The following is a 13637-nucleotide window of genomic DNA, read 5'->3' as shown; positions in this document are numbered from 1 at the left end:
ACTTAAAATAAATTATTTATTTGTTTGATGGTTGAAAGTTGGCACAATCTCAGCCAACAGTTTAAGAGCCTCATCATCATCATTTTCACTGGCACATTCCTTAAGTTCATCAAGTGAATGAAGTAACTTGTCTTTGTCAATGTGAATCTGATTACCGATGAAAATCTTTTCATTATCTGTCTGTTTAAGTCCTTCTTCATCCATCAAAAGTTCCTCAAATAATTTTTCACCGGGACGAAGACCTGTGAACTTAATCTCAACATCTTTATAAGGAATCTTGCCGTACATTCTACATAGATTTTCAGCAAGAGTTGTTATCTTAACAGGTTCACCCATATCAAGTACAAAGATTTCTCCACCTTTAGCCATACTTGCAGCCTCAAGTACAAGAGATACAGCCTCAGGTATTGTCATAAAGTATCTGATAATATCAGGGTGAGTTACGGTAATAGGCTTACCGTTTTCAATTTGTCTTCTAAAAATAGGAATAACAGAACCGTTACTTCCAAGTACATTACCGAAACGAGTAGTTACAAAGTCTGTGCCTGTTGTATTTTGGCTCATATACTGAATAATCATTTCACAACATCTTTTTGTTGCACCCATAACATTAGTAGGGTTTACTGCCTTATCTGTACTAATCATTACAAATTTCTTAACACCATATTTTTGTGCAAGTCTTGCAACATTATATGTACCGAAAATATTATTCTTAATTGCTTCACAAGGAACTGTTTCCATTAGTGGAACATGCTTATGGGCAGCTGCGTGCCACACAAGGTCAGGTCTTTCCTGTGCAAAAATCTGTTCCATCTTGTCATAATCTCTAACAGAAGCAATAATTGTATCAAGGTTTACCTTATCGCCATATTCAAGGCGTAATTCTTGTTGTATATCATATGCGTTATTTTCGTATATGTCAACTATAACAATTCTTTTAGGGTTATATTGTGCAATTTGTCTTACAAGTTCAGAGCCGATTGAGCCACCACCACCGGTAATCATACAAACTTTGCCTTCAACTAAAGTTTTGATTGATGACTTATCAAATGTAATAGGTGGTCTGCCAAGTAAATCTTCAATTCTAATATCCTTAACTTGGTTTAGCAGTCTTGTACCGTCTACTCCTTCATCAAGGAGTAGCTTTGAAATATAAGGAATAATCTTGATTTTACATTTTGTCTTAGAACAAATATCAAGAATTCTCTTTCTTTCTTCTTCTTCACATGAAGGAATAGCAAAGATAATAAGTGAAATATTTTCTTTTTCGCAAATTTTGGGAATATCGGTAGTTTGTCCCAAAACTCTAACACTGTTAATAACATTGTTCTGCTTTAGTATGTCATCATCAATAAAACCTACAGGGAAAATTGATTTTGATGGGTTATCTGAGTCTTGCTTTGCATTAAAAATATCTTCCAGAATAATCCTACCGGCATTACCTGCACCCACAATAAGAGTTCTTTCGCCTACATCAATAGCACCGGCATCATTAATTTTAATAAATGCTCGTTTAAAAATCAATCTAAATAATACAACACCAACTACTGAAAGCCCACCACTAATAAGTGTATATGGAAGAACATAGTTAAATGAATTGTATCTTAAAGAAAGGACTAATGTACTTAATACAACACCGGCTACCATACCGATAAGGCAAGACAGATAGTCCTTTGCATTAAAATATCTCCAAGCCTTGTTATATGCTCCACATATAAACAAGCAGCAAATACATATAATAACATTTATAAGTATAGAAACAACAACATAAGGTGTTTCCACGATGCTTCTAAATCCTGTTTGGAAATCTAATACTTGTAAAATAAAGTTTGATATAACGCCACAAATTGAAATAATCACTGCATCAACAATAAGTAGCATCACTTTTCTGAAATTAAAATTTGAAATTCGCATATTTACCTCTCCGGAGTTCCCTCTAAACCTCAACTCACATAAAGGTACTCCACAAGTAAATTATATAACTTATAAATTGTAAAGTCAATGTAAAGTGATTTTTTCTATATATATGTCCAATACAGTGATAATAATTTGTTCGTATATAATATAATATTTTTAAAACATTTGCTACATTAAATGTTTATGTGTTGTTTATGTTTTAATTACCAAAAAACCTATTGGCAGTTTCTACTGAAATTGCAGCAGTTTTGCAATAATAATCAGCATCAATTTTCTTAGCATACTCCTCAGTAAGCACAGCACCACCTACTAAAACTGCTGTATCTTTTAGTTCAGGTGTTTTTCTGATAAGTGCAATTGTGTCTTCCATACTCTTTAGAGTTGTTGTCATTAGAGCAGAAAGTCCAACTAGCTTAACATTTTCTTTTACTGCAGTTTCAACAACAAGTGACGGTTCAACATCTCTGCCAAGGTCAATTACATCATAGCCGTAGTTTTCTAGTAGTACCTTAACAATATTTTTACCAATATCGTGAATGTCACCCTTAACAGTAGCTAGGATAATTTTACCTTTAGAAATACTTTCTTCATTTGAGGACGCTAACTTTTCCTTAATAATCTCAAAGGCTTGTTGTGCTGCAGTAGCTGATGAAAGTAGTCCCGGTAAGAAAACTTTACCTTGTTCAAAAAGGTCGCCAACCTTATCGAGTGCCGGAATAAGCTCCTTGTCGATAATTTCCATAGGGTCAGTATCTTCCAACTTCTTAGCAGTAATATCGTGACATTCTTTCTTTAAACCTTTCATAACTGCATGAGTTAAAGTCATTTCGTGACTATCCTTAACTGTTTCAATTACATAGTCACTGTACTTTTCAATAAAGTCACGACTTTCTTGGTCAAATCCTTTTAGCACTCTAAAGGCTCTGACTGCACCTGCCATACCGAATACACTAGGATTAATAATCGGCAAGTCAAGACCTTTTTCCATAGCCATTGTTAGGAATGTTTGGTTAAGCAAAGGTCTGTGAGGTAAACCAAATGAAATATTACTAACACCAAGAACTGTCTTTACCTTGTATTTACTCTTAATAATTTCAATAGCGTCAAGGGTTTGTACTGCACCACTTTGCTGAGCAGAAACAGTAAGTGTTAGACAGTCAATGTAAATATCTTCTTCTCTAATACCTAGGGCAGTTGCTCTCTTAATAATTCTTTCTGCAATTTCAACACGCTTTTCTGTTGTTTCGGGAATACCGTCTTCATCAAGGGTTAGACCTACAACAGATGCACCGTACTTTGCAACAATAGGTAAAATCTCTGTTAAGGACTTTTCCTCACCATTTACAGAGTTTACAATTGCTCTACCGTTATATGCTCTAAGTCCGGCTTCAAGAACTTCCGGTTTTGTTGAGTCAAGCTGAAGTGGTAAATCAACAACACCCTGTACTGCTTTAACAACTTTAACCATCATTTCTTTTTCATCAATTTCAGGATGACCTACATTAATGTCAAGAATTTCAGCACCGTCTTCTTGCTGACTGATAGCTTGACCTAGGATATAGTCCATATCGTTATTTACAAGTGCTTGTTTAAATAACTTTTTACCTGTAGGGTTGATTCTTTCACCGATAATTCTAGGCTGATTGATTTCCACTACAGTTGTACCGGAAGAAACTGAAGTTACATATGGGTGAACATTCTTTTCATATTTAAAATTCTTCAAGTCATTCTTTAGACACTTAATATATTCAGGAGTTGTACCACAACAACCACCAAGTACCTTTACCCCCAGCTTAGAAAGTGCAGAAAGTTTTTCACCGAATTCTTCGGCACCCATTGTATAAGTGTTGGTTACAGGGTCAGGCAGTCCGGCATTCGGCTTTGCAATAACAGGAACATTGCACTTATTACAAATTCTTTCTAGAATAGGAGCAATTTCATCAGGACCTAAGGAACAGTTAAGACCAATAGCATCAGCCTTTAGTCCCTCTAGTGTAAGAATCATTGCCTCCGGTGAAACCCCCTGGAATGTTCTGCCGTTTTCCTCAAAACTCATTGTACAAAGAACAGGCTTGTCACTGTTTTCTTTACAAGCTAAAAGTGCAGTTTTCATTTCAAGTAAGTCTGTCATTGTTTCAATAGCAATAACATCATATCTATCATCGGCAGTAACAATTTCCTTAAAGATTTCATATGCTTCTTCCGGTGATAAAGTACCGTTAGGTTGAAGTAGCTGACCGATAGGACCAATATCAAGTGCTACTAAAGCATCAGTGCCTTCTACTGCTTTTTCAGTACAATCAAGGGCAGCTTTTACAACTTCCTTAACACCATAGCCTGTATCTTCCAATTTATATTTGTTGGTAGAAAATGTGTTTGAACAAATAATGTCACTACCTGCATTTACATATTCTCTGTGTACTTCAACAATAGTTTCAGGATTTGTAATATTGAGTACATTTGGGTTATGACCCATCTCAAGACCTCTGTCCTGTAGCATTGTACCCATACCACCGTCATATATAATAAAGTCTTTTTGTAGTAATGTTTTGAAATCCATTAGTTCTCCCTTCTATATGGACAATTCTTGTTTCCACACTTCATACACTTTGAAGTACAGTTGATTTTTCCCTTTACTTCATTTTTATTTAGTCCGATTACTGCTGTAACAGACTTAGTAGGATTAAGCAACAAACTGTCTGTTAGGCTTAGTCCTAACTTTTTCTCTGTATTTAAGATTTTAACAACTTCTCTTTGTTTTTCAAGAGGATAATCCCCATAACCGGGACTGAATCTGTTGGTAAAGTAAAGACCTTTGTATCTTTCCTTTAGTTCATCCTCAATCTTATCCATAAACTGTTCAATAGCGACAGATGCCATTGAATCAACTACAACAGCCTTTGCCATATCGGTTATCTGAGTTTTCCTCAAAAGTTTTTCTACATATATGCCTAAAGTTGCAGCAATAAGCAAGACCTTCTCGCTTTCTGCTACAACTTTCTTAATGTCATTGCCACCAAGTGCCGGACTGTCCTTTGGAATTTCTGTAAAGGTATATGCAGGTCTACAAACCTTTAACAGTTCATTTTCCACTTCATCCATAATGTCACTTGTCATTTTGTCAGGGTTAAGTGCCTTAGCACCCATATAACGAAGTGCCTCTGACCTATTTAAATTTGATAATGTTATCATAACATACTTCCAATTGCTTCTGTAATTTTTCCGGCTACATAAGGATTGTTCATTGTGTATAGGTGAATACCGTCAACGCCATGTGCAATTAAATCAACAATCTGCTGAATTGCATAAGCAATACCGGCATCCCTTAAAGCCTCAGGATTATTCTCATACTTCTGCATAATTCTTGAGAAATTAACGGGAAGACTTGCTCCACACATTGATACCATTCTCTGAATCTGCTTTGTATTTGTAACAGGCATAATACCGGCTGCAATAGGTACATCAATACCGGCACATCTAGCCATATCCTGGAATTTATAGAACACTTCATTGTCAAAGAATAGCTGAGAAATTAGGTGTTCTGCACCACACTCAACCTTATGCTTTAGGTTCTTAATATCTTCAACCATATCCTTTGCTTCCATATGTACTTCAGGATAACAAGCACCGGCAAGTTCAAAGTCACCTCTTGCCTTAATATAACTACACAAATCACTTGCATGTAAAAAGTCCTTCTTTGGTTCAACACCGGGAACAATGTCGCCTCTTAAAGCAAGGATGTTTTCAATACCTTTTGACTTAAATTCATCAAGTTCCTTTTCTACAGAAACCTTGTCATTGTTAACACAAGTTAAATGAGCAAGTGGTTCAACACCGAGTAACTTTACCTTTTCAGCAATAATTGCAGTATTGTTGGCTTCAGTACCACCTGCTCCGTATGTAACGGAAATATAAGCAGGATTCATCTTTGCAAGTTCATCAAGTGCTTTATAAACTGTTTCAATACCACTTGTCTTTTTAGGTGGGAAAACTTCAAATGATAATACTGTCTTTCCCTCTTCTTTAGCCTTTGTATATAAGTTACTTAGTTTCATAATTATACCTCTATATCTTTCCTTAGTTTAAATCCTCAGTAATAATTTTTTGTGCAAGGTTTGAGTTAGTATATCTGCTGTCATCGGTTACTTCTTTAATAACCTTTACACAAGGAGGAATAGGAATTTTTGCATCTTCACTATTTACCTCACACTCCATAAATGCTCTGTCATTCCAAAAAGGAAACACATCTATTTCGTACTTTAACCCTTCATAAATAAAAGTATGACGAACCTTGTTGATAGTATTAAAGCCTTCTCTTTTATGCTTCATTATTTTGTTATATTCTTCCTCAGTAATTTCATCTTCGTATTCAACTCTTGTTAGGTTGGTAATCTTCTTCTTAAAAGTTTTGTAGAATTTATAATTACCTTTCTTACCTCTTTTACGAATTCTACCGTAAACAGAATGTTCCATATAGTTAGTATAGGTTTGCTCAATTTCCGAATAATCATAATCTGTCATATTTTTCATCATATCAACAGATGGATATTCAATCAGCCATTTTCTCTCTATCTCTAAGGGTTCGTTCATTTTTTCACCTTGTCTTTTCTAATTAATATCTTTAAGACATTTAGTATTTTACCATAGCTTTTAGTATATACAAAATACTTATTATTTATGTTTGCTATAGCTAAAAACTATATCAAAATCAAAATTTATACAAATTCTATTTTTAAATATGCAAATTAATTGTAACATATAAAGTTCAAATTTACCATATTATTTTTCATAGTTTTTTGCATATTACAAAAAACAGTGATAAAATATTTTTGGTGGTATATATGAAGATTAAGAAACATAAGGTTGCTTTTACCTTACTTTGCATTTTTCTTGCAATTATTCTATTTATAATAGGCAACATAATATATAGCAACTACTGTTTAACCTATAGCAATTATACTGTTGAAACTAACAAAATCAAAGGTTCGGTAAAGATGGTTGTAATCTCTGATACTGAAGGTGGTTTTGTTGGCAAAGACAACAAAAGACTTATTAAGAAAATTGATAATGCAAACCCTGAGATAGTTTGTATTGTGGGTGATATGGTAGAAAAAGGCTCTGATAATTATGACAGTGTAATTTCTATCTGTAAAAGTTTAGCAAAAAAATACCCAACATATTATGCACTGGGTAATCACGAAGTAGGACTAAAAGATAAACTAAAGTCATTTGAAAAGAAAATTTCTGAAACAGGTATTACTCTACTAGACAATAAAATGGTAGACTACAAAACTAAGTCAGGTGATAAATTAACAATAGCAGGTATAAAGGACTATCCGTTCTTTGAATACTATGCACCTGACTACAACAATGACGAAAATAAGCTGTTTCAAAGCTATCTAAAGCAAGAGAATAACAGTCATTTCTCAATTTTACTTTGTCATAAGCCTGAGTGCTACACTTGGTCATTTAAAGACTACAACATTGACCTAATGATTTCAGGTCATACTCATGGTGGCATAATTAGAATTCCATTTATCGGTGGTGTATATGCTCCGGAACAAGGTTACTTTCCAAAATACACCAAAGGCTACTTTAAAGAAAAAAATGTTAACCTAATCATCACTTCCGGACTAAACACCTCAAGAGGTATTCCAAGATTTTTCAATCCACTTGATGTTACGGTAGTTACAATTAAGGGCAAATAACAGTAATAAAAGAAATTCTCATAGCATAAATTTAACTATCCTTAAAGGGAGGGTTAATATGTGAAAGGAATTGTGGAAGAACGAGCTGTTACCCTAGGCAATTATATTGCAGAAAGTGGAGATACTGTACGGCAAACTGCCAAAAAATTCGGCATTAGCAAAAGTACCGTTCACAAAGATGTATCTTCAAGATTACAAAAAATCAACCCATCGCTATACCTTGATGTAAAAAAAGTTCTTGAAATAAATAAAAGTGAGCGTCATATCCGTGGTGGAATTGCCACAAAAAACAAGTATCTTAACCTTAGAAAGCAAAGAGAAAATACATAAACAAAACAAAATATCACATTATAAAAACAGAAGTCTTACATAAAAAGGCTTCTGTTTTTTGTATATTTTCGTAAATTTCCACACATAAATATTCGACTAAAAGCAACATTTTACATATATTTCTATACCTTTACTTTACACTTGGAAATAATAGTAGTATAATCACTCCTATATAGGTATTTTGACAATTTGTCATTAAGTGAGGATTTATTTATGAGAAATATACCTTTTTCTCCTCCTGATATTACACAGACAGAGATTGATGCTGTTGTAGAAGTATTAAAATCAGGATGGATTACAACCGGACCAAAAACAAAAGCCTTTGAAAAAGGCATTGCAAATTGGTGTAATACAGATATTGCAGTATGTTTAAACAGTCAAACTGCTTGTGCCGAAATGACACTTAGAATTTTAGGGGTAGGCCCTGGGGATGAGGTTATTGTACCTGCATACACATACACAGCCTCTGCTTCTGTTATCTGTCATGTTGGTGCTACACCTGTAATGATAGACTGTAAAGAAAATTCATTTGAAATGGATTACAACAAAATGGCCAATGCCATTACCGAAAAGACTAAGGTTATTATTCCTGTTGACCTTGCCGGTGTTATGTGTGACTATGACACAATCTTTGACATTGTAGAAAGCAAGAAAGATTTGTTCAAGCCTAACAGTCCTATTCAAGATGCTTTTGACAGAATTATTGTTATGGCTGATGGTGCTCATGCTTTTGGTGCTATGAGAAACGGCAAAAAGTGTGGTTCTGTAGCTGACTTTACTAACTTTTCTTTCCATGCAGTTAAGAATATGACTACTGCCGAAGGTGGTGCAGTTACTTGGCGTAACCACAAAGGCATTGACAATGAGGCACTATATAAGCAATATATGCTACTTTCTCTACATGGACAAACTAAGGATGCCTTTGCTAAAAACCATGGTACTTCTTGGGAATATGATGTAGTAGATACACAGTATAAATGTAATATGCCTGATGTGCTGGGTGCTTTAGGTCTTGCACAACTTAGCAGATATGATGAAATTCTTGATAAAAGACACAAGATGATTGATATGTACAATGAGGCATTTAAGGATATGAACCTACAGGTACTAAATCATCATGATGAGAACAGCCGTTCATCAGGTCACCTTTACTTTGTAAGATTTCTAGGTAAAGGTGCTGAATTTAGAAATAAATTCTACCACAAGATGGCTGAAAACGGTGTTATGTGTAATGTACACTTTAAGCCTTTACCAATGCTTACTGCTTATAAAGTAAAGGGTTTTGACATTACCGATTATCCTAACGCATACAATATGCACAAGAATCAGCTAACATTACCAATGAACAGTAAAATGAGCTTTGATGATGCACAATATGTAATTGATACATTCAAAAAAGTTTATGCTGAACTGACTGCTGAAGAAAATTAACAGTAAAACTTCTGTAACATCACTTGTAAAATGCAAGTGATGTTATTTTTTATTAAAAATAAATCAGATTTTAAATAATATTCATTGAAATTTTCTAATTTTATATTATAATGTAGTTATAAGGGATAGTTTGTACTATTTTAAAGAAAAGGATTTTTGAAATAAAAATCGAAAAGAGGGAAACAATGAGCAAAGAAAAAATATTGGTTGTTGATGATGATGTCAACATTTGCGAACTTTTGCGTTTATATATTGAAAGAGATGACTATCAGGTTGTAATAGCCAATGACGGTGAACAGGCTGTTGAACTTTTCAACAGAGAACAACCTGACCTTGTTTTGCTTGATATTATGCTGCCTAAGATGGACGGTTGGCAGGTTTGTAAGGAAATTCGTAAAACAAGCAACAGACCTATCATTATGTTAACTGCCAAAGGTGAACTTTTTGATAAAATTCTGGGACTTGAACTAGGTGCCGATGACTACATTATTAAGCCTTTTGAAGCAAAGGAAGTTATTGCTCGTATTCACGCAGTACTTAGAAGAACAAGTACTAGCGAAGAAAAAGAAAAAGTTAAGGAAATCAATTGGGATAAACTTTCTATAAACCTAACTAATTATGAACTTAGAGTTGACGGTAAGTACATTGATACTCCACCAAAAGAAATGGAACTTCTTTACTATTTAGCAAGTAACCCTAACAAGGTATTTACAAGAGACCAACTTTTGGACAAAGTATGGGGTTTTGATTATTACGGTGACAGCCGTACAGTTGATGTACATATTAAAAGACTAAGAGAAAAAATTAACGGTGTATCCGATCAATGGAGTCTTAAGACTGTATGGGGTGTCGGATACAAGTTTGACGCAAAATAATGAAAATTTCTTTGTTTAAAAAATACCTATCCATAACAATGGGTATCATATTAATAGCCTTTATTATACTAGGCACTTTTCTTATGGTTTTTGTCAATCAGTTTTGGGATACAAGAAACCTAAAAAAAGCTAAGGAAGACCTTAATTCCTATGTTTTGTTAACCACAAAAGCTCTGGAAAATAATAACGGTCAGCTTGAAGTTAAAGACCAAGAAACCTTTAACCTTATGATTGATTTAAGCAAAAACAATTCTTACAATCTTATTATTACAGATGCAGCAGGTACGGTTTACAAAATTACAAGGCCGGACAAAAACATCAAAAAAGGCTATCAAATGCCTTTTTATGTAACCAATGCACTGATAAAAGACCAGTATTACGAAAGTGAAACAAAAACAGACTTTTTCTATAGTGACACAAAGCTAACTGTTGCCTCACCTTTTAAGTTAAAATTAGCCGAAGATAAAAATAAAGATATAGCAATAGCCGGTTATATCTTTGTTTGTGTACCTGAACATACAATAGAAAATGGATTACCTAATCAAATTTTCCAAATCCTTATTTATGCAGTTTTGGCTTCTGTACTTGTATCTTGCTTATTAGCCGGTGTCTTCTCTTACACTCAATCTAAACAGTTAAAGCAAATGAGTGAACAAGCCAAGAAATTTGCAAAGGGTGATTTTTCAGGTCGTATTCCTGTAAAAGGTAAGGATGAAGTTGGTCAGCTAACCAGAGCCTTTAACGATATGGCTGATGCTCTTGACAAGGAAGAATCTGTCAGAAGAGACTTTATCGCAAACATAAGTCACGAATTAAAGACACCTATGACCACTATTGCAGGTTTTATTGACGGTATTCTTGACGGCACTATTCCGGAAAGTAAACAGAAACACTACCTAACTATTGTTTCTGAAGAAATATCCAGACTTTCAGGACTTGTTGCCTCAATGCTAAGCCTTGCAAGAATTGACAGCGGCAAGACTACAATTTACAAAACTAAATTCTCCTTAATTTCCACCATTGTAAATATTCTTCTAACATTTGAAGACAGACTGGAAGAAAAGAAAATTGAAATTGTAGGACTTGAAACTGCTGATGGTCTTTCTGTTTACGGTGACCAAGCATTACTACATCAAGTTCTTTATAACCTAATTGAAAACGCTACAAAGTTTACACCACAGGGTGGAGAAATCACTTTCCATGCTGAAAGTAAAGGTGATAAGCTTTACTTTAGTGTTAAAAATTCAGGTAAGGGTATTTCACAGAAAGATTTACCGTTTATCTTTGATAAATTCTACAAAACAGACAAATCAAGAAGTGAGGACAAAAAGTCCATGGGACTTGGTCTTTACCTTGTAAAAACTATTATCAATCTACATGGTGGTGAAATTAATGTTACCAGTGAAATTGACAAGGAAACCTGTTTTGCTTTCTGGATACCTAACAAATAATTTTTAGAAGTAAGAGAAATATATATGGAAAACAATAATGATTTTGAATTAAATAATCCGGCACCTGCTCCTATTCCGGAGCCATTGCCGGAATTACAGAAAAAAACTAAGGATGGTGGCTTTAACGGTGTAGCTAACAGATTTTGTACCGATAAAAAGCCTTCACCTGTAAAAGAAATGCCAATCTTTACTGTTGGTGAGGAAAGACCTAACCGACCTGACGATACATTTTCTTTTACACCAAAGAAAGAAAAAACCGTTGTAGCTGCAAAGCCTACCGAAGAAAAGCTGAATAACAGTGCTTTTCTAAGCGACCCTAAGCCTATTGAAACTACCGACAACTCAGAAAATATTGAAAAAAATGTTGTGGGTAAATTCAATGTACCTACTGTACAGAAAAAAAGCTCCAAAAAAGGTGTAACAATCCTGATAACCGTTATTGTAACTGTACTTATTATGACAGGCGGTTTCTTTGCTTATTCTGTATTGACAGGTAGCAAAGGATTATCGGTTAAGGTTGAGGGCAATACAAGTGGCAATATGTATGAACAACAAGCTACAAACCCTGCAGGTGGCGACTACACCTCTGACTATACATTTGACCAATACTATAATGACCTTGTAAAAAATGCAGTAAACAGTACAACAACTACAAGTAATACTGCAAAGAACTACACAGACAAAAACTTTGATGGCATTATTATTGATACTAAGTCAAGTGGTGAAAAGTCAGCACAATCAGCTTATGAAAAGGTTTCCGACTCTACAGTAGCAATTCTAACTTTTGAAGATAAAATCTCAAGTGAAGAAAATGCTGAGGGTCAGGGTACAGGTATTATTGTTAGTAGTGACGGTTATATTGTTACAAACAGTCATGTTATCGGTGACAGCAAGACAGCATACAAATACCAGGTAATCAATAATGATGGCAAAAAATATACTGCTAATGTTGTTGGATATGATACCCGTACAGACCTTGCAGTTCTTAAAATTAAAGGTAAAAATCTGAAGCCTGTACACTTTGTTAAGAAAAGTCATCTTCAAGTCGGTGAAGATATTATTGCAGTTGGCAATCCCGGTGGACTTGACTTTCAAAATAGCTTAACTAAGGGTATTGTTTCGGCTAAGGACAGAACATTAGACGACAGTACAGTATCATATATTCAGACAGATGCAGCGGTAAATCCGGGCAACAGTGGTGGTCCATTATGTAACCTTTACGGTGAAGTAATAGGCATTACAACTGCTAAGATTAACTCTGCAACATATGAAGGTATGGGTTTTGCAATTCCTACCGATACTGTAGAAACAATTGTAAACAATATTATTAAATACGGTTATGTTGAAAACAGAGTAAGACTGGGTATTGTGGGTGTTGCAGTTGACGAAACTGCTTCTACTGCTCTTGGTATTCCTCAGGGTATCTTGATTACAGAAATTGCCGATGACGGTAGTTTTGCTAATTCAAGTGCAAAACCTAAGAACATTATTACTAAGGTTGACGGCACAAGAGTTAAAACATTTAATCAGGTTTATTCAGTTCTTGCCAAACATAAAGTCGGTGACAAAATTAATGTTGAAATCTGTAAGGTTGACAGCTCCAACCCAAGCAATAGCAAAACTGCTACAATCAATGTTACCCTTGTAGCCGATAAAGGTGAAACCCAGAAGTAATTTAAATTAAGTCAAATACTAAGTTTTACAACACAATAGCCGATAGGTATCCCCTATCGGCTATTTTCACTTTCATATAAAATTTTTGCTTTTCGATTTTGTCTGTTGGTTAAGACAAATCAGTAGTATAAATTGGGGTTTGTCTTTTTTATTTTGATTGTGGTTAAAGGCAAATTTGTAGTGAGAATATATACCATAAAATTATATGAAACTATGACTCACAGGTGTAGGGGACATCATTGATGTCCAGA

11 protein-coding genes are annotated in these 13637 nt (G+C 34.5%); 6 read left to right on the top strand and 5 right to left on the bottom strand.

Annotation, left to right across the window (positions count from 1 at the left end):
• Window positions 1-12 precede the first annotated feature (12 nt).
• The 5 genes from WMO18_RS07370 to WMO18_RS07350 form a co-directional block, all read right to left on the bottom strand.
• Entirely contained in the window at window positions 13-1914 is a 1902-nt protein-coding gene (locus tag WMO18_RS07370) for a polysaccharide biosynthesis protein (protein ID WP_211147789.1), read from the bottom strand.
• Between the two features lie 202 nt (window positions 1915-2116).
• Window positions 2117-4477, bottom strand: coding sequence for a homocysteine S-methyltransferase family protein (locus tag WMO18_RS07365; RefSeq protein WP_211147790.1), 2361 nt, complete (start codon window positions 4475-4477; stop codon window positions 2117-2119).
• Entirely contained in the window at window positions 4477-5109 is a 633-nt protein-coding gene (locus tag WMO18_RS07360) for a vitamin B12 dependent-methionine synthase activation domain-containing protein (RefSeq protein WP_022504730.1), read from the bottom strand. Before WMO18_RS07360 ends, WMO18_RS07365 begins: the two co-directional genes overlap by 1 nt.
• Window positions 5106-5972, bottom strand: a complete 867-nt coding sequence (gene metF / locus WMO18_RS07355) for a methylenetetrahydrofolate reductase [NAD(P)H] (protein ID WP_211147791.1) — start codon at window positions 5970-5972, stop codon at window positions 5106-5108. The genes WMO18_RS07360 and metF overlap by 4 nt, the downstream gene beginning before the upstream one ends.
• Window positions 5973-5994: 22 nt before the next feature.
• Window positions 5995-6507: a CYTH domain-containing protein gene (locus tag WMO18_RS07350; protein WP_022504728.1), complete on the bottom strand. Its 513-nt coding sequence runs from the start codon at window positions 6505-6507 to the stop codon at window positions 5995-5997.
• A 251-nt stretch (window positions 6508-6758) separates the two neighbouring features.
• Here WMO18_RS07350 and WMO18_RS07345 point away from each other — a divergent pair, with 251 nt between their 5' ends.
• From WMO18_RS07345 to WMO18_RS07320, 6 genes are all read left to right on the top strand, one after another.
• Entirely contained in the window at window positions 6759-7625 is an 867-nt protein-coding gene (locus WMO18_RS07345; protein ID WP_367286504.1) for a metallophosphoesterase, read from the top strand.
• A gap of 60 nt (window positions 7626-7685) precedes the next feature.
• On the top strand, window positions 7686-7955 hold the full coding sequence (gene spoIIID, locus WMO18_RS07340) for a sporulation transcriptional regulator SpoIIID (protein WP_138156632.1): 270 nt from the start codon (window positions 7686-7688) through the stop codon (window positions 7953-7955).
• 213 nt (window positions 7956-8168) lie between these two features.
• Complete coding sequence (locus tag WMO18_RS07335) at window positions 8169-9386, top strand: DegT/DnrJ/EryC1/StrS family aminotransferase (protein WP_022504725.1); 1218 nt, start codon at window positions 8169-8171, stop codon at window positions 9384-9386.
• A gap of 185 nt (window positions 9387-9571) precedes the next feature.
• On the top strand, window positions 9572-10261 hold the full coding sequence (locus tag WMO18_RS07330) for a response regulator transcription factor (protein WP_022504724.1): 690 nt from the start codon (window positions 9572-9574) through the stop codon (window positions 10259-10261).
• 83 nt (window positions 10262-10344) lie between these two features.
• Window positions 10345-11712, top strand: a complete 1368-nt coding sequence (locus WMO18_RS07325) for a HAMP domain-containing sensor histidine kinase (protein WP_367286503.1) — start codon at window positions 10345-10347, stop codon at window positions 11710-11712.
• A 24-nt stretch (window positions 11713-11736) separates the two neighbouring features.
• The gene (locus tag WMO18_RS07320; protein WP_211148287.1) at window positions 11737-13386 is read left to right on the top strand and encodes a S1C family serine protease; all 1650 of its coding nucleotides are present in this window, start codon (window positions 11737-11739) and stop codon (window positions 13384-13386) included.
• Window positions 13387-13637: the final 251 nt, after the last annotated feature.

It is taken from the genome of Ruminococcoides intestinihominis, from assembly GCF_040096285.1.
Lineage (GTDB): Bacteria > Bacillota > Clostridia > Oscillospirales > Acutalibacteraceae > Ruminococcoides > Ruminococcoides intestinihominis.
The sequence above is the reverse complement of the archived record's forward strand: the minus strand, read 5'-3'. Positions and strand labels throughout refer to the sequence as shown.